Here is a 17,928-nt window from a genome sequence, read left to right as displayed (position 1 = left end):
CTGGCGCTGGGGTGGAAGCGGCAACTTCCTTAATGCTCAGTGTAGGCCTGCCGCGCGCAAAACAATCAAACATTTAAGAGCAATATACGTACCATCTTTTGCGATATTTCAACGTTTGCTTACTCAAACGCTACTTGACAGGAAGTTTGACTGAAAACATTTGGTTAATTGCTTCATTTTAGTGCATTAAAACAGCCTCACTTTGGTGCATAGACTCTTTTCCACTTTACTTAAACGGCTTAATTAATATACCGGCTGCAAAAAAGTAAAAGTGGAACGATACTTGCCAAATATTTAGTTATTCCTTAGCTCAACCGACTTTCCGGTTGATAATGGCTCTTTTGAGGGTGGCCCATGACCATTCGCGTTGCCTTGTATCATCGTACGACTTACCACTTTGACCGCCCAGTGCGTCTTTCGCCCCACGTTATTCGGCTGCGTCCGGCGCCCCACTGCCGTACCCACATTGAGGCGTACTCGCTCAAAGTCTCCGGTGATGACCACTTTTTGAACTGGCAACAGGATCCTTTCGGCAACTTCAACGCACGGGTGGTTTTCCCCGAACCGCGTAAAGAGCTGACGATTGCGGTCGAGCTAATTGCCCCAATGACCGTCATTAACCCCTTTGATTTCTTCTTGGATGACATTGCACAGAAAATTCCTTTTACCTACCCAGATGCGTTACGCCAAGAATTAAGCCCGTATTTAGAGATTACTGAATCTGGGCCGCAGCTAATGGAGTGGCTTAAAGCCGTTCCTCGGGAACCCACTACCACGGTCGATTTTTTGGTCGCGCTAAACCAGCGCTTGCAGAACGATATTGGCTATCTTGTACGCCTAGAGCCCGGCGTGCAGAGCTGCGAAGAAACGTTAACGCTAGCCAGCGGTTCGTGTCGCGACAGCGCTTGGTTGTTAGTGCAAATTTTCCGCCACCTTGGTCTAGCCGCACGCTTTGTCTCGGGCTATCTCATTCAGCTCAAGTCGGATGTCAAAGCGCTGGATGGCCCCAGCGGCAGCGAGGTGGATTTTACTGACCTACACGCCTGGACCGAGGTATTCCTACCCGGCGCAGGCTGGGTGGGGCTGGACCCCACATCAGGCCTGTTTGCAGGTGAAGGCCATATACCGCTCGCCGCAACACCCACCACCGGCAGTGCGGCGGCCATCACCGGATTTTCGGATAAGTGCGAAGTTACTTTCGATGTGACCATGCAAGTGGAGCGTATCCACGAAGACCCGCGCGTTACCAAGCCCTACAGCGATGAGCAGTGGCAGCGTATCTGCGCCCTCGGCGACGAGGTGGATGCCGAACTGCTCCAGGAAGATGTACGCCTCACCATGGGCGGGGAGCCCACGTTTGTATCGATCGACGATATGGAGAGCCCACAGTGGAATACCGAAGCCTTGGGCGATCACAAGCGAGAGCGTGCGGAGGCACTGCTAACGCGCCTGCGAGCCGCCTATGCGCCTGGTAGTGCCATTCAGCAACAGCAAGGCAAGTGGTATCCCGGCGAACCGTTGCCGCGTTGGGCGCTGGCCTGCTACTGGCGTAAAGATGGCGTACCACTTTGGCGCGACCCAAAATGGCTGGCCTGCCTGGAAGGCGCCCCTGAGGTCAACGCTGACGATGCGATGGCTCAACGCTTTCTCAAGGCACTCAGTGAGCGCTTAGGCGTGGCCGAGCGCTACTGGATTCCAGCCTATGAAGACGCTTACTACTACCTTTGGAAAGAGCAGTCGCTGCCCGTTCAGGTTGACCCGCGCAAAACCAATCTCAAAGATGATGCTGAACGCCACCGTTTAGCGCGGCTATTGGAGCAAGGTTTAGACGAGGTTGTAGGCTATGCCTTACCCCTGCGCCACTCCATCAGCCAAGCTCACCGCTGGGAGAGTGGCCGCTGGCCGCTCAAGCGTGACCACCTTTTCCTGGTACCCGGCGACTCACCTATGGGCCTGCGTTTACCGCTTTCGGCACTGCCTTGGGCAGCCCCTGAAGAGCAAGCTCAGCCAGAATCGCTGTTTGCTCCACGCCCGGAGCTCGGTGATATTCACGGCGAAGTGGCCCGTCGTAACGCTGAACAGCTGCATATCAGCGATGCTGAACGCCTAGGTCGCTCTAGCCACCCAAGCCCATCACATCCTGAAGGCGAATCCGTTCAACAGCAGCCGCGGGCAGATGCCGACAGAGAAAGTGGCATTATTCACACCAGCTTGTGTGTTGAGCCGCGTGATGGCCGCCTGCATATTTTCCTGCCCCCGCTCACTAACCTAGAGCATTATCTTGATTTGCTCAGCACCGTTGAAGAGTGTGCTAAAGAGCTTGCATGCCCTGTGATGGTCGAGGGCTACTCTCCACCCCGGGACCCGCGCCTAGAAAACTTTATGATCACCCCCGACCCAGGCGTGATCGAAGTCAACATTATGCCCGCCGCCAGTTGGCAAACCTTAGTGGCACAAACTGAACGCCTCTATGCTGAGGCGCGGGAAACTCGCTTAGGTACCGAGAAATTTATGCTGGATGGGCGCCACACCGGTACCGGTGGCGGTAACCATGTGACCCTGGGCGGGATTACCCCGGAAGATTCGCCGTTTTTACGCCGACCCGATTTGCTGGCCAGCCTCGTCACCTTCTGGCAGCATCACCCAAGCCTCTCTTACCTTTTTTCAGGTTTGTTTATTGGCCCGACCAGTCAAGCGCCGCGGGTGGATGAAGCCCGCCATGAAGCGCTATACGAATTGGAAATCGCCCTGCAGCAAATGCCCGAAGGCGAGGTTGTGCAGCCTTGGCTGGTAGATCGTTTATTGCGCCACCTGCTGACTGACTTAACCGGCAACACACATCGAGCCGAATTCTGTATTGATAAGCTCTATTCGCCAGATAGCGATAGTGGTCGCTTAGGCCTACTGGAACTACGCGGCTTCGAGATGCCGCCCCATGCCCGCATGGGCTTAATGCAGATGTTGCTGATCCGCGCCCTCGTAGCACGCTGCTGGAAAACCCCCTACCGGGCCAAGCCAGTACGTTGGGGCAGTGCATTACAAGATCGCTGGATGCTCCCCCACTACCTATGGAGTGACCTTGACGATGTATTAGGGGACTTGCGTCAACACGGATTTGATTTTGATCTGGAGTGGTTTGCCCCGTTCCTAGAGTTCCGTTTTCCGCTACATGGCCGCTTACATACTCCCATGCTGGATATCGAACTGCGTCAAGCCATCGAGCCCTGGCATGTGCTTGGCGAAGAAGCCTCGGCGGGCGGCACTGCCCGCTACGTTGACTCATCGGTTGAGCGCCTCGAAGTTAAAGTGAGCGGCATGAGCGGTGACCGTTATGTGGTTACCTGCAATGGGCGTCGTGTTCCTCTTTCGGCCACCGGCAGAAATGGCGAAGCCGTCGCGGGCGTGCGCTATCGTGCTTGGCAGCCGCCCTCGGCGCTGCACCCGCAGATTCCGATTCACGCACCGCTGGTGTTTGATGTGATCGACACTTGGAATCAGCGCTCGGTAGCAGGCTGCACCTATTATGTGGTACATCCGACAGGGCGTAACTTCGACACCTTCCCTGTCAATGCGTTTGAGGCTGAAGCCCGTCGATTAGGCCGCTTTAGTGATAGCGGCCATCGCCATGGTCACCAAGTACCCAAGGTGGAAACACCCAGCCTGGAACTGCCGCTAACGCTCGATCTGCGCTGGTCGCCTAGTTAAAGATTTTTAACAACGCTAATGCTTTTCTCTTAGCAGCCAGTGCAGGATAATCCGCCCCCTACTTCTCAGGATTACAAGGATAATGACGGCCCCTGTCTCTCCCTCGCTTCTCGCGCCCGTAACTCAAGGGCTCGTTGAGGATTACTTGAATCAGCTAGGCAAGGGACAGCCCGGCACGTTTGACGCCATGCTCGATGGCCAAGGCCAGCTACGCCCTGGTTGGCAAAGCTTATTGGGCTCGTTGGAAGGACTTGGCCCGGAAGGCCGCTACCAGCAGCATGAAGAGATCCAACGCCTATTAGCTGAAAACGGCGTAATTTTTAATATGCACGATGAAACCCAGGGACGTTCGTGGCGGCTCGACCCACTACCCTGGGTAATTGAAGAAGCGCAGTGGCAAGTGCTGGAAGCGGGGCTTACCCAACGTAGCCGTCTGCTGACTGCTCTTTATGATGATATTTATGGGGCAAGAACACTCTTTGACGCTGGCTTATTGCCCACTCAGGAGCTGCTTGCCTCACCGCACTTTTTACTGCCCTGCCACCACTCGTTGCCCAGTGAGCGCGCACCCATCAACTTTCATGGTGTGGATGTCATTCAAGATACGCAAGGCAATTGGCGAGTCATGGCTGACCGGCTGCAGGCCCCCTCAGGCACCGGTTTTGCACTTGAAAACCGTATTTTGATGGCCCGCGCGCTGCCGGATATGTACCGTAATGCGCCCCTCAAGCGGTTAGCCGGATTTCTTGACCTGCACCACCGTACGCTCATCGCCATGGCCTACCAGCACCGCGATAACCCGACGCTTATCTTATTGACGCCTGGCCCCGCAAGCCCACGCTATTTTGAGCACGCTTATTTGGCCAACTATCTCAATATTGCGCTAGTGGAAGGGCAAGACCTAGTCATTCGCGATACGCAAGTATGGTTGCGCACCTTAGGCGGCTTACAGCCGGTGGATGTGATACTTCGCCACTGCGACGACGCTTACTGTGACCCGCTGGAGTTACGTGGCGATTCGCAGTTAGGGGTGCCCGGGCTATTGCAAGCGATGCGCGCGGGCGGTGTTGCATTATCCAATGCGTTGGGTGTCGGTGTTTTGGAATCGCCAGCGCTGGCCGACTACCTGCCTGCACTGTGTGAGCATTTACTGGGCGAACCATTACTGCTCGCCAATGCAGACGCCAACACTCAGTCTGCCACTGCGCCTGTTTTTGACAGCTACCTGCAGCGGCTAGAACCTTCGACGATTAATTTGCGCTGTTTTATTACTCGAACGCCGGTGAGTGCATCGACTAAGGCCAATTTAGCAGGCGAGTATCAGGTAATGCCTGGTGGTTTAGCCTGGGTAGGCGAACCGGGTTCCCCCTCAATGAGTAGCACGATAGTTAAGGATGTATGGGTAACGGCAGCAACGCCTCAGCCTCATGTCAGCCAGCTACGCCAAGCGCGTGGGCCGGTGGTCGCCACCCGTGATGGTACTGACTTACCCAGCCGAGTGGCCGAAGGCCTGTTTTGGTTAGGTCGCTATGGCGAGCGGCTAGACACCCGGGCACGCCTACTGCGTGAAGCGCTTCACCGGTTGATGGAGTACGATCAAGATGAGATCGCCGATCAACTGCTGGATGAGCTCCTGCTGGCACTGGATATCACCACGCTGAACGAAGATGACGAACACCGTCTACAAGCACCGCTAATTGGCTTTGAACTAAAGCGTACCGCCTTGCTGGCCCAGTTTGATGATGTAGACCCACAGGCGTTGCAGCCGCTGTTTTCTCAGTTAATGCGCAATGCCCGCAGTGTACGTGACCATTTGGGCGACGACTCCTGGCGCGTGGTGCATCAGCTACATCAGCGCATAGCTACCTTTAACCCAAGTCTAGGGGCCAGTGCTGCTAGACGTGCCTGCGAGGGTCTTTCTGCCCAGTTAGCCGCCTTCTTTGGTCTGTGTAATGAAACCATGCCCCACCACTTTGGCTGGCGGTTTATGGATATTGGCCGCTTTTTAGACCGCGTATTAGGACTACTTTCGCTGCTAAAACTGATCCTCAATGCACCTCATACTCCGGGGCTGGCGCTATGGGAAGTGGTACTTGCTACCACCGACAACTTCACTGCCTATCGGCGGCGTTACCGCAGCGAACTTCATCCTGCGGCGATTTTGGATCTGCTGCTGTTTGATGAGACGAATCCACGGTCGGTGGGCTATATGCTAAAACGTATCGAGCGGCAGATGGATCGCCTGCCGGGAAGTTCATCGCCCTACCGAAACGCTGAGCGAAGGCTGCTCATTCAAGCCAACGCTGCACTACACCTTGCCGACATTGATCGCTTGAGCCACTTAGCCGATACGCCAGCGGCGCAAGACGCCTTAGAGCAATTGCTAGACGCGCTCATTGAGCCATTGAGCGCGCTTTCTGAAGCGATTAGTCAAAGTCATTTCAGTCACGTAGAGCGGCCACGCCAGCTAGTTAGTATGGAGCCCGATGCATGAACTATACGCTGCGGCATACCACCCGCTACCACTACAGCGCTCCAGTGACGCTGTGCCATAGCGAAGCACGTGTGCTTCCCCGTAAAACACCACACCAGCAGTGTGGCGCTTCTGAGCTACTGATCACGCCTGCTCCCCAAGTGCAAATGGAGCGCCGCGACGTATTCGGCAACAGGGTCCTCTACTTTGCTATGGAAGAAGTACATCAAACGCTTGATGTGACGGTGGTTACGCCGCTGAACACGCAACCGTTAGCCGCCCTGCCAAGCAGCTCGCCAACGTGGGAGAGCGTTGCCCAAAAGCTCAGTCAGGATAATAGCTTTGACGTTCAGCTATACCGCTTGGATTCTCCGTTTATTCGCCGTAATGATGAGTTAGCCGCCTTCGCGCGCAGTTGCTTTACGCCAGGAAGGCCAATAGTCGAGGCTGCATTGGCGCTGAATGAGCTGATTTACAAAACGTTTGAGTATGACCCCAGCTTTACCACGCTCGCCACCCCATTAAGCGATGTGCTCGCCAACCGCCGTGGCGTATGCCAGGACTTTGCCCACTTAGCGATTGGCGCACTGCGCTCGGTAGGGCTCGCTGCCCGCTATGTCAGTGGCTATTTGGAGACCCAGCCGCCACCAGGACAACCGCGCCTGATTGGCGCCGATGCCTCCCATGCGTGGTTAGCGACCTGGGTGCCTGAATGGGGTTGGCTGGCGCTCGACCCGACTAACGGTACCGTAGCAGGAGAGCAGCATCCGGTACTCGCCTGGGGGCGTGACTACGCCGATGTGGCACCGCTAAAAGGCGTGATGAATGGTGGCGGCGAACACCGACTGGAAGTAGAAGTTGACGTAATGCCACTGGCAAGCTAATGCAAACTGCTCTCAGCTAAGGTATAAAAGCACAGCAACCGTTTACTCAAGGAAGATATGATGTGGCATGGGAGGAGGTTTAGAAACGCTAGATATACTCCTCAATGGGCTTCCCAGCGTCTACTCCTAGGCTGTCTTTTTATCCTACTCTTGGGTGCTGTTGAACAATTTCACAAACCCCATTTTGCGTCGCTGCATCAAGCCGATGAAAGCGTCCATAGCCATTCAACTCAGTACAGCATCGCCCCGCTTCCCGCGAAACTGCGGATCAGAAATGAAACGCTTAAGCGTCAGACGGCGGACGAGCTTTTAAAAGCACTTGAACTTTCTAGCAATGATATAGGGCTGCCTAGTGCTACATTAACGCTAGCCTCAGTACTTACTTACAAATCGGTTGTAAATGGCATCGTCTCCAACGACGCCTGCTCTTGCCATGCTGTTCTCCCCCCAAACCGAGCTCCTCCTAATTTCGCTGCAAGTTAGTTAACCATTATTTGACTGTTATTAGCATGGCGCAGGCTGTTTATCTGCGCGTGTTGAAAGTTCCGTTTAAAAGGGTTCTCACTTTATGTTTCCCGTTGATCATCTCATTTTACTTGCCGCTATTTTGATATTGGTAGGCATTGTATCGAGCAAGCTATCCGCTCGTTTGGGCTTACCTGTGTTAGTGCTGTTTTTGGTGATAGGCATGCTGGCTGGCGAAAGCGGTGTTGGCGGTATCGCCTTCGACAATCCCGTTGGCGCCCATGCCTTAGGTACACTGGCGTTGGCTATCATTCTCTTTGATGGTGGGCTTCAAACGCCCACTGCATCAATTAAAAAAGTATGGAAGCCTGCCTCGTTACTTGCCACGTTTGGGGTATTAATTACCGCTTTAATTACCGGCTTAGCCGCTGCCTATATTTTAGGTCTGCCGCTTTTAGATGGATTTTTGCTAGGCGCTATCGTCGGCTCGACCGACGCCGCAGCAGTCTTTTCACTACTGCGTAATGCTGGCATCCATATTAATAAAAAACTGAAATCGACGCTGGAGATTGAAAGCGCCTCAAACGATCCAATGGCCATTTTCTTAACCGTAGGCTTGCTGGAAGTGCTGGTTAATAATATGGAGCCAGGCGTGGGGCTACTTAAGCTGTTTGTGGTGCAAATGGGGGTAGGGGCTTTAGTCGGACTTGGAGTAGGTTGGGCGTCGGTTAAAATGATTAACCGTATCCACCTTGTCGCCTCAGGACTCTATCCCGTTATGGTGGCGGCATGTGGCTTTCTTTCCTTCGGTATCTCTGCCAACGTCGGCGGTAGTGGTTTCCTGGCTATTTTTCTAACGGGTGTCTTCATAGGCAACCACCGCATTGCTTTTCAGCGCAGCACATTTCTTTTCCATGATGGGCTCGCCTGGTTAAGCCAGATCGTCATGTTTGTGGTGCTAGGCTTATTGATTAACCCGCTTTCACTGCTGGATGTGTGGCTGGAAGGGCTACTGATTGCCGCGGTGCTTATTTTGGTGGCCCGCCCAATTGCCGTTATACCGATTATGAAACTGTTCGGTTTTAATGCTCGTGAAACCAGCTTGGTCGCCTGGGTCGGGTTACGTGGCTCGGTGCCGATTATCTTAGCCATTTTCCCGTTAATGTTTGGCCTGGAAGGGGCTGAGCTAATCTTTAACGTGGTGTTTTTCGTCGTGCTGATCTCGGCGACCATCCAGGGAACGACGCTGCCGATTGTGGCGCGTAAACTGGGCTTAACTGAAAAACCACCGGCGGTACCTGCGGCGAGCCTTGAAATTACCGCCCTGGAAGACGTAGATGCCGATATTGTCGAGTACACCTTGAGTGATCACCCGCGAGCGGCAGGTCGTCGACTTTCGCAAATGGCCCTGCCAGACACCACCGTGGTCGCTATGATTACCCGAGGTAAAGATGTAATACCACCGCGCGGCTCAACAAAGCTCATGGCCGGTGATCATCTATTTGTGGTACTGCGCCCCGAGACGCGCCCCTTTATAGACTGCGTCTTTTCAGATGCCATCGGCGTCGTTAGCGAAGAACTTCCCGACCAAGAACTTAAGTTAAAAGGCAGCACCAAGGTTGAAGATTTACGCCACTCTTATGGTTTATTTATCACACAAGAAGATGGGCAAATGACGTTGGATTCGTTACTGCGCAATACGTTGCTCCACCAACCCGATGTGGGTGCCTCAATACATCTTGAGGGGATCACGCTGGCAGTGCTGGAAACACTCGGCGGGCGTATTACGACAGTAGGATTAACGGTCAAAGCCTAGTCAAACAGGGAAGTGGACTGCTTAGCCTCACGGTGAAGCTAAGCAGTCATTGCCAAGGGTGTGACCTACGCTGAAGCCGTCTCATAAGCGGCCTTTAAGCGGTAAAACTCTTCAACAATAGCGGCCATTTCGTCGGCGTCATAGCGACACAAACCACTCACCACAAGTTTCTTGGAGCCTACTCCCACCGCGTCGCCGGCGGATTCAATTGAGAAATCAAGTAGCGCATCGGCGCGCTTACCCTGAACATCTAGCGACGACTGGTTCAGCGTCAAACCAGGTGAAAAGCCATCTAACCGCTCGAGTGAAAACCCCATACTATCGTAGATCACCAGGGGGCGTTTAGGGTTAAACATTACCCCATGCTGCTCCATTAGCGGCTTTAGGTAGTGAGGAAAATTTTTGCCTGAAAAGGCAACATAACAGCGCGCAAACGCTTCCACTGCGACAGTATCGTGGGTAATGTCGCCACTACGTACGACCTGTAAGTAGCATTTGCCACTCTCATCAAAGATGTGAATCGAGCCGTTATCTGCTTCGCTAAACTTAAGCGGCGTGTCTGCGCTCACCATGTTGGTGAAGCGAAACTCCATTTGCCGCGATAACCCAAATTTTGCGAGTACCAGTGCAAAGAGTAGATCGCCGGGAACACAAAAGCGGCGTGCATCCGGATTATGAATAGGGTTGTAATCACCAGCCACGCCTTTGGCGAAACGGCTGGCCTGCTCTGCAGAGATTACGACATACTCTCCGCGCTGCGTGTAAAAATCCTTGAACATGGCTTTTGTTGCCTGCCTAGCGTTGAAATCGAAAACCCGTCACTGCCCAACGTCACGCATAATGCCATAAAACACGCCCCAACAGGAGTTATCTGCTAGGGAAGCCACTATGTCCGACGCGAACACTCGTAAAAAACGCCTACCTCGCCTACTTCTTAAGGTGTTGATTGGCCTACTGTTTATCATCCTTATTTGGATGGCTGGCAGCTATTGGCTACTTAATAGTCAGTGGCTACCTGCGCGCATTTCCCAGTTCGATGGCATTGAAATTCGCTGGGATCAAGGCGTCAGTCGCCACCCAGGGAGATGGGAGGTAGAGGGGCTCTATTTAGCCCGTGAAGATCAAGCACTTCCCATCTCAGTGGAGGCCGAACGCGCCACCCTTTCGCTCTCGTTGCTGGGCTTACTGCGCGGAGAGCTGCATATCAAAACACTGGATACTGAAGGAATCCGTCGCTTAACCGTTGGTGATATCGCCTTAGAAGCCGCAGGCCAGCTACACGTAGTGAATACCACGTTGAGTCGCGATACCCTAGCAATTCCTCATTTCTCACTCGCCATTACTAATGGTCGTTTAGTTCGTCTGAGTGATCAAGTAATCTTAGTGCGCGATATCAATCTCAACGCTGATGCAACACTCAGCACCATTAATCCCGTTGATAATACCAGCGGAGAACTGAATCCAGATTTATTAGCGGCGCTTTCCACCCAGCTCCAGATTGATGCCCACGCGGATGCCTGGGATGTCTTTATGCCCTATCTAGATACCCTGCCTTGGCTAACCCTTGATGGACGCGGAGTGCTAATGGGCGCACTCGAGCTAAAAGCCGGGGAGTTACAGCCTGCTAGTGTATTAACGCTGGACGCCCCTGTGCTGCGCTTAGCAGTGGATGAACAGCGCCTACGCACACCCAGCGACTCGCCACGTTGGCTAATTGCTGATAGCCAACCACCACGTCATACCGCTACCGGCAAAGGCCAGGTTCGCTTGGCGGTTGAGAACGACCAACTGCATTTTTCGACGCAGCTTACTGATGTTGAGCTGGCCGATTCACACCCCTATGCAGATCACGCTGAGCTACACCTTGCCACACAGATACCCAATCAGCGCTTGGATCAACTTGATCTTCCCACGGCAGCTACGCTCTCTTTACAAGGCGATATCACACGTTTGGATATGCTTGACCGCTACCTTGAGGCTAGCTTTGAAGGCCAGGGCATTCACCTTTCTGGTCATGGCCAAATCGACGCTCAAGCGAGTATTCGCGAGTCGCGCCCTTATGATGGCAAGCTAACTATTCAGGCGAATGCGCTGATGGCGGATACGCTCGGCTTCGTCGTTCAGGGTAACGGCTCACTTATTGCCACGCTTGCGCCACAAGAGATTATTGAGGCGGCGCTTAATTTTACCGAGGCCACACTGCACCACCATGACCGTTTATTGCTTGAAGATGCTGATATTGAGGTAATCGCCACCAGTCCCATTGATCCAGAAAAAGCGCGTGAAGAAGCATCCGCGACGTTAAGCTGGCAAGACGCACGCCTGCCTGATATCAGCGTGCTACAAAGCTACCTGGGCGCCCTACTGCCTGACCCCGCCCCGATTCAAGTGCTTAGCGGACAAGCAGCCAGTCACGGATACCTTGTTATGGCGTCAGATCAGTTAAGTGGCGAGGCATATTTAGCCGGCGAAGGGCTCACCACACGCTGGCAACAGGGCGAAAACGCCAGAACCTTAACCAGCAATATGCAGCTTTCCCTGCCGCTACGTCAGGCAACGCTAGACGGCTCAGCGCTGAATATCAGCGGCACACGATTAAGCTGGCAAGTAGCCGATATTGACCAACCAACTGAGCAACTAGAAAGCATACTGATCTTAACCGACGGCCGTTTTCAAAGGCGTGACAATGTTCCAAGTGGTCAATTCGCACTTGAAGGAACTGTGCAGCAGCTTGGCTTTTTAAACGCTTTTTTACCTGACGCCCATGGTTTGACTATCACGGGCGAGGGGCAGCTATTTGCTCAGGGCGCTTTTCGAGATGACGATTTATTAGCCCCGACACGGCTGCGTATTAATGCTGATCAGCTTGAAGTGACTTTTTTAGACTACCTTGCCACTGGCCGAGGTGAGCTCACTGCCCAATTGGATAGCACCGAACATGCCCAACTATCACTCGGCATTCCGCGCTTTACGCTAGGCCGCCAAGAGGATGACAGCCCCCACCTGGAAGGGCGTCACTTTGCTCTCACCACGCAAACTGAGCGCTTTAGCGAGGTGCTTGAATCTCCCCGACCCGAGCACTTCACCACCCGCATTGCGATGCCGATTACCGATGTGCCCGATTTCACTCGCTACAACCGTTATTTGCCGGCAGGTGCAGGTATTACGCTATTAGGTGGGCAAGCTAGCCTGGAGAGTGAGTGGTTGCTGGAAGGTTTAAACGCCCAAGGTGAAATCACACTGCGGGCCTTTGGTGCAGATTTGGCGTTGCTGGAACAGCGGCTGCGCGGCGATTTACAGCTCTATTTACACTTGACCGATGGCGACCTCGAAACACGCCGCTTTACTGCCGATGACTCCTTTCTCCGCTTGGAAAACATCGCTCGATTGAGTAACAACAGCACAGCAGACACGGGGTGGTGGGTACAGCTCTCCATGCTTGATGCGCAGTTGGACTGGGCAGACCCTCCCCGCTTAGCAAGCCAACTTCGTCTTGAAATGCGCGATACCGGCCTGCTTGCTCGGCTATTTCTCGCCCGCGCGCGGGATAGCGACTGGCTTGGGCGCCTGTTAAACGTGCACAACATACGTGGCACTGCCCGGTTACTGGTCAACGGTAACCAAATAGGCTTGCACGATCTAACCTTAACCGGCGGGCCTTTGCTGCTGCTTTCAGATGTCACTCTGGCTGACGGCAGCGCAAACGGCGCGCTTTATGCACGCCTCGGCGCAGTTGGAGTAGCGGTAGAGCTTAACGACAGCGACCCCACCCTACGGGTTATTCAACCGAGACGCTGGTTTGACCGCTGGCGAGAAGCTAACAACATGTAATGATGGCCTAGCGCTTATTTCGCTCACGGCGAATCATCCTCACCCGCTCTTTGGCTTTTTGAGGTGTGGAGAGCGGTGTGGCAGCATCATCAGTTGGTTTCGGGGGCAGCGTTACCCAGGCAAATACCGGCAACGCTAAATGCCAATGAATGGCCGCTAAGCGTAGAGACAGAGTGACTAATAACGCCGCACCAATCGCTAGCATAAGGGGTGCACCTAGACTATGTAGCAGTACGTAAACCGTGCCGCCCGCGATGGCGGCTGTGGCGTAAACCTCCTCACGGAGCACCATCGGCACCCGCTGGGCGAGCACATCACGGATCATGCCGCCTGCCACACCGGTCATCATGCCCATCAGCACGGCCACTACACCCGATGTACCTAACATTAAAGCTTTATGCGTGCCAATCACGGTAAATAGCGCTAAACCAAAGGCATCAGCAACAGGTAAAAAACCGCGCGAGAGGCGGTGAATGTAGTGAAACCCTACCAACGACACCCCTACTGTCGCCATAATGACCCACAAGTAAGTTGGGTCGGTCACCCAAAATACCGGGCGCACTCCCAGCACCAGGTCGCGCAATGTTCCACCACCAATACCCGTTACCGCTGCCAACACCAGCATACCTATCGGGTCCATTCGTGACCGACACGCCAAGATAACGCCTGATAGCGCAAATACCATTACGCCCGCCATATCCAGCCAATAAATCACGCCCGTCACCCGCTTCCCCTTTATATCCTCATCGTTTAGGCAGGCAGAATAGCACTGTCGTGAGTGTTACTGGCATAGAGCTCTATCCAAAAAACGGCTTAATGCCTTTTTTCATCCAACCACTCCTTTAAGAAAGCGATTTCACTCTCTTGGGCGGCAATGATTTCTTCCGCTAGTTGGCGAATTTTTTCATCTTCCCCGTATTGCAGCACTATTTCAGCCATGGCAATAGCGCCTTCATGATGAGGAATCATGCCTTTTGCGAAATCTACATCGGGGTTGCCAGTAAACGACATTGCCATGTCTTCATGCATTTTATCGTTGGCTGCTTGATAAGCGGCTACTGCGGGGTCATTTGCATGCTGTTGACTTGCTTCCTCATGATGGTTATGCCCCTCGTGCTGCTCCTCAGCCTCATGGTGGTGGGCATAGCTGAAGGGAGCTATCAGCAATCCTGCCACTATAAATGGCGCACCCGACGTAAACCGCTTGCACGTTCTTGAGAAACGCTCATTGATGCCAGACACTTGTTTTGATAACCACATAACCACTCTCCTATGAATAAAAAGTTACACATTAAGTCTAGAACCTGTGGGCTGCCTGCAGGTCAAGAGGCCGTTAATGAGTTACCCTAGGGGTATGCCATTAATTGGTTTTAGGAGTGTTTATGGATTGGAATCCCGCCTATACATGGCTAGTGCTGGCGCTACTGCTTAGCTTGGGTGAATTAACATCGGGTGCCATGGTGCTACTGGCACTGGGTATTGCCGCAGCCCTCACAGCCGCCGTGACTGCGTTGGGATTAACGCTGCCCTGGCAGTTAATCAGCATGGCTATTTTTACCGGCTTGCTGGTACCGATATGCGTCATGGTCATTCGTCCGCGCTTTTCGCCACGTGGCGTCGCCTATGGAACGACAGGCACTGGCGTAGAGAAAGGCAATCACTACATCACACAACGACGCGACTTCGATGATGCCACCGGCATTAAGGTAAACGGCGATTTCTACCGTTTACGCGTACTTGAAAGCGGTGAAACGGAGTTACCCAATGGTACACCGGTCGTGTTCAGACGCTTTGAAGGCACCACTGCGCTGGTCACACTACATCAGCCCGCAGATATCGCCCCTCAAGATGACAATTCCCCACGCAAGGAGCCTTAACGATGGATTTACCTATTAGCCCAGGTTTACTAATAAGCCTTATTATTGTTTTGATCGCGGTAGTGATCATTTCTAAAGGTTTGATCATTATTCGCCAATCTGAAGTGATGGTGGTTGAACGCTTAGGTTCGTTCCACCGCGTGCTTGAGAGCGGTATTAACATCATTATTCCCTTCATCGAACAACCACGTGCTATCACCATGCTGCGCTATCGCAAAATGGGTGAGGACTACACCGCTATTACCACAGATGAAACCCGCATTGACCGTCGTGAAACGGTAATGGATTTCCCTGGCCAGCCGGTCGTCACCACAGATAACGTCACGGTGCGTATCAACGGTGCGCTCTACTATCAGATCATTGATCCAAAACGTGCTGTTTATGAAGTGGAAAATATGAGCCAGGCGGTAGAAGTATTGGCCAAAACCACGCTGCGTTCCGTCGTCGGCAAAATGGAACTGGATAAACTGTTTGAGTCCCGTGCAGAAGTAAACAACGAGATTCAAGCCGCCATGGAAGAGCCAGCTTCTAAGTGGGGAGTCAAAATCTCACGGGTCGAAGTGCAAGATATCGCCATGCCGGAAGAAGTGGAAACCGCCATGCGCCTGCAAATGGCCGCTGAGCGTAAGCGGCGTGCCACCGTCACCGAAGCGGAAGGTGAAAAATCAGCAGCGATTGCCATGGCCCAAGGTCAGCGTGAATCCTCGATCCTTAATGCTCAAGGTGATAAAGAGTCAGCGATTCTGCGCGCTCAAGGTGAGCAGGAGTCAATTAAGCTAGTACTCAATGCCATTGGTGATAGTGAAGAGAATAAACGTACCGTTGTCGGCTATCTGCTGGGTCAGAGCTATATCAAGGTGCTACCTAATATGGCCAAAAAAGGTGAGCGCGTGTTCGTACCTTACGAATCTTCGGCACTACTTGGCTCGATGGGCATGTTCCGAGAAATGGCAGGCTCGCCTGAAGATACCGTGGCAAATCATCTTAAAAACCGTACCAGTGACAACGATTTTCGTAGCGGGATTGTAGGTGGTGCGGCCAGCGGTCACTAAGATTTAATCAATTTGCACTTTAAGTATCATCAAGCCGGGCCATTAATGGCTCGGCTTTTTTATTATTTATGCTTTAACTAGCGTTGAAGAAAACATCAGCGCCTAAGCCAAGTTTTTAGCTAAACTGGTATTCATTGCTCAGAGGCATGAGCAACATGCAACATCAACCGCTTGATGTGTCTGCGGATGGTGCATTGATCAGCGGAATGCAAGTTTGCAAAAAATCAGGACGTTCACCATGCCATCCCGTGGGTTCGCCATACGCCACAGCCTTTTACTATGCCTAACACTTGCCATGTTAGCGGCATATTCTGGTGCTCTAATAGCGGACACTTCGCCTCAGTCTCTACAACATTGGGAGTATCGCTGGGGAGACTCTCCACGAAATACTAATGGGACACCTGCATGGCTGCATAGTGACGCCATTGATTGGCAAACCGCAGCCTCCCCTTCCAACCCACCTGGGCGCGAAAATCATCAGCATCTTTGGCTGAGAACAACGCTCCTTGAAGGCGATTGGAATGATCCTGTTCTCTACATAACCAGCATGAACCTCATTGGCCAAGCCTACCTTGGCGATGAACTGGTTTATCAATACGGGGAATTTGATGAGCAGGGCCGGGGAGACTTTGCGGGCTGGCCCTGGCACATGATTGATCTACCTGAAAATGCTGCGGGTCAAATCCTCACCTTCCGCCTCTACTCCTATTACACCAGCATCGGCTTATGGGGCGAAGTTCAGGTGATGGAGCGCATAGATGTTCTCAAACAAATTATCAAGGATTCTGCCCAAGATTTAGGCGTAAGCGCACTGGTATTGGTACTCGCGATTCTAGCCACTATCTTCGCTCTCATAGGCCCTGAACGTAAGGGGTTTGGAGCCATAGCCCTGTTTGCCTATGCGTCTGGCATGATGCTGCTTGCAGAGGCACCGGTTCGCCAACTGATCGCTGACAATGCATTAGCCTGGGATACGCTGCGAGCAGCTAGCTACTATATATTACCGGTCGCGCTGGGACTGCTGCTAAGCCATTGGTTCGAGGGGACTGCGAAGCGGTGGCTGACGCAGCTATGGAGACTGCACCTAGCCCGGATTTCTCATAGCACCTCAGCAAGTACTGCACCCAAGACGGAATGCCACTAAAAAACTGTTGGCACGGCTTAAATTGCCTACTTTTTAACCACTCCCCGTCGTTCAGACACACTTCCCCCTTTCCCCCATTGCGTCGGGCCGGGGGCGCCCGAGCATTCAGCTCGGCACCAACCGCCTGACGAGATCGGATAGTTCCGCTTTATAGGGGTAACTGTCACTCATCAACACACGGATGCGCCGCGTATTGCGGATGATGACCGCGCCCACCTTGATGAGCTTTAGCCGTAGGTTGCTTGGGCTCATGCGCTCAAAAGGGGTCTTCTTCAGGTAAGTGCGTAAGCGCTCGAACAGCGTATAGGCGAAGCCCGATAAGATCAGCCGCCACTGGTTGGCCCACCAGTGCGTGCTGGAGGTCCGGTCAGCAAACAGGCTCAGTTGTTGATCCTTGATTCGGTTTTCCATGTCGCCACGAGCACAGTACTGCTCGTAGTAAAGCTTGAAGCCGTCGTCGTAACGGGAGCTGATGATAAACCGGGGGTTGGAGCCCAACTCGCTTTCTTCCAGACGGGCCACCACCCAGCGTGGGTACTTCCAGGAGTGTGCTTGATACGGGAAGCGGAACGTCTCTGCTACTTTGCCTCCCACCTGCCATTGGGTCTTGCGCACCAGCATCATGGGCACGTCCACTTCCTTGAGCAGCCGACTGTTCTTGCCGATACCCACGATATAGTC

General features: G+C 53.3%; 12 protein-coding genes. 8 read left to right on the top strand and 4 right to left on the bottom strand.

The window, feature by feature from the left end; all coding sequences use genetic code 11:
• The first annotated feature begins 354 nt into the window (after positions 1 to 354).
• From ACQKE4_RS11445 to ACQKE4_RS11430, 4 genes are all read left to right on the top strand, one after another.
• Entirely contained in the window at positions 355 to 3,705 is a 3,351-nt protein-coding gene (locus tag ACQKE4_RS11445; RefSeq protein ID WP_427388480.1) for a DUF2126 domain-containing protein, read from the top strand.
• 82 nt (positions 3,706 to 3,787) lie between these two features.
• Positions 3,788 to 6,199: a circularly permuted type 2 ATP-grasp protein gene (locus ACQKE4_RS11440; protein ID WP_427388478.1), complete on the top strand. Its 2,412-nt coding sequence runs from the start codon at positions 3,788 to 3,790 to the stop codon at positions 6,197 to 6,199.
• Positions 6,196 to 7,062 (top strand): transglutaminase family protein, encoded by an 867-nt coding sequence (locus ACQKE4_RS11435; RefSeq protein ID WP_427388477.1) that lies wholly within the window; start codon positions 6,196 to 6,198, stop codon positions 7,060 to 7,062. Before ACQKE4_RS11440 ends, ACQKE4_RS11435 begins: the two co-directional genes overlap by 4 nt.
• Positions 7,063 to 7,630: 568 nt before the next feature.
• The gene (locus tag ACQKE4_RS11430; protein ID WP_427388476.1) at positions 7,631 to 9,343 is read left to right on the top strand and encodes a potassium/proton antiporter; all 1,713 of its coding nucleotides are present in this window, start codon (positions 7,631 to 7,633) and stop codon (positions 9,341 to 9,343) included.
• Between the two features lie 65 nt (positions 9,344 to 9,408).
• Here ACQKE4_RS11430 and ACQKE4_RS11425 read toward each other — a convergent pair whose 3' ends face one another.
• A complete protein-coding gene (locus tag ACQKE4_RS11425) occupies positions 9,409 to 10,122 on the bottom strand; it encodes a DUF3581 family protein (protein WP_427388475.1) in 714 nt (237 codons plus the stop codon).
• Positions 10,123 to 10,231: 109 nt separating this feature from the next.
• On the opposite strand from ACQKE4_RS11425, the gene ACQKE4_RS11420 reads away from it, so the two are divergent.
• Positions 10,232 to 13,174, top strand: a complete 2,943-nt coding sequence (locus tag ACQKE4_RS11420) for a hypothetical protein (protein WP_427388473.1) — start codon at positions 10,232 to 10,234, stop codon at positions 13,172 to 13,174.
• Positions 13,175 to 13,181: 7 nt separating this feature from the next.
• Here ACQKE4_RS11420 and ACQKE4_RS11415 read toward each other — a convergent pair whose 3' ends face one another.
• Positions 13,182 to 13,898 carry a trimeric intracellular cation channel family protein gene (locus tag ACQKE4_RS11415; protein ID WP_427388472.1) on the bottom strand — a complete coding sequence of 239 codons (717 nt, stop codon included), beginning with the start codon at positions 13,896 to 13,898 and terminating at the stop codon, positions 13,182 to 13,184.
• 89 nt (positions 13,899 to 13,987) lie between these two features.
• Positions 13,988 to 14,434, bottom strand: coding sequence for a CopM family metallochaperone (copM, locus tag ACQKE4_RS11410; RefSeq protein WP_290833943.1), 447 nt, complete (start codon positions 14,432 to 14,434; stop codon positions 13,988 to 13,990).
• 122 nt (positions 14,435 to 14,556) lie between these two features.
• Between copM and ACQKE4_RS11405 the strand changes: the two genes are divergently transcribed.
• The 3 genes from ACQKE4_RS11405 (at position 14,557) to ACQKE4_RS11395 (ending at position 17,247) form a co-directional block, all read left to right on the top strand.
• Positions 14,557 to 15,051, top strand: coding sequence for a nodulation efficiency, NfeD-like protein (locus ACQKE4_RS11405; RefSeq protein ID WP_427388471.1), 495 nt, complete (start codon positions 14,557 to 14,559; stop codon positions 15,049 to 15,051).
• 2 nt (positions 15,052 to 15,053) lie between these two features.
• Positions 15,054 to 16,103, top strand: coding sequence for an SPFH domain-containing protein (locus tag ACQKE4_RS11400; RefSeq protein WP_427388469.1), 1,050 nt, complete (start codon positions 15,054 to 15,056; stop codon positions 16,101 to 16,103).
• A 238-nt stretch (positions 16,104 to 16,341) separates the two neighbouring features.
• Positions 16,342 to 17,247, top strand: a complete 906-nt coding sequence (locus ACQKE4_RS11395) for a hypothetical protein (protein ID WP_427388467.1) — start codon at positions 16,342 to 16,344, stop codon at positions 17,245 to 17,247.
• A gap of 105 nt (positions 17,248 to 17,352) precedes the next feature.
• On the opposite strand, the gene ACQKE4_RS11390 is transcribed toward ACQKE4_RS11395, so the two are convergent.
• Positions 17,353 to 17,928, bottom strand: a 576-nt coding sequence (locus ACQKE4_RS11390; RefSeq protein ID WP_427388466.1) for a transposase, incomplete at its 5' end; no start/stop codon positions are given.

It is taken from the genome of Halomonas sp. NPDC076908 (assembly GCF_050269715.1).
Classification (GTDB): Bacteria; Pseudomonadota; Gammaproteobacteria; order Pseudomonadales; family Halomonadaceae; genus Vreelandella.
This window is presented reverse-complemented; position numbering and strand designations above follow the sequence as displayed.

Bases quoted from the DNA above. Each gene is read 5' to 3' on its own strand.
- ACQKE4_RS11425 (WP_427388475.1), bottom strand. From the start codon at position 10,122: ATGTTCAAGGATTTTTACACGCAGCGCGGAGAGTATGTCGTAATCTCT.
- ACQKE4_RS11440 (WP_427388478.1), top strand. From the start codon at position 3,788: ATGACGGCCCCTGTCTCTCCCTCGCTTCTCGCGCCCGTAACTCAAGGG.
- ACQKE4_RS11405 (WP_427388471.1), top strand. From the start codon at position 14,557: ATGGATTGGAATCCCGCCTATACATGGCTAGTGCTGGCGCTACTGCTT.
- ACQKE4_RS11395 (WP_427388467.1), top strand. From the start codon at position 16,342: ATGCCATCCCGTGGGTTCGCCATACGCCACAGCCTTTTACTATGCCTA.
- ACQKE4_RS11430 (WP_427388476.1), top strand. From the start codon at position 7,631: ATGTTTCCCGTTGATCATCTCATTTTACTTGCCGCTATTTTGATATTG.
- ACQKE4_RS11420 (WP_427388473.1), top strand. From the start codon at position 10,232: ATGTCCGACGCGAACACTCGTAAAAAACGCCTACCTCGCCTACTTCTT.
- ACQKE4_RS11435 (WP_427388477.1), top strand. From the start codon at position 6,196: ATGAACTATACGCTGCGGCATACCACCCGCTACCACTACAGCGCTCCA.
- copM (WP_290833943.1), bottom strand. From the start codon at position 14,434: ATGTGGTTATCAAAACAAGTGTCTGGCATCAATGAGCGTTTCTCAAGA.
- ACQKE4_RS11400 (WP_427388469.1), top strand. From the start codon at position 15,054: ATGGATTTACCTATTAGCCCAGGTTTACTAATAAGCCTTATTATTGTT.
- ACQKE4_RS11445 (WP_427388480.1), top strand. From the start codon at position 355: ATGACCATTCGCGTTGCCTTGTATCATCGTACGACTTACCACTTTGAC.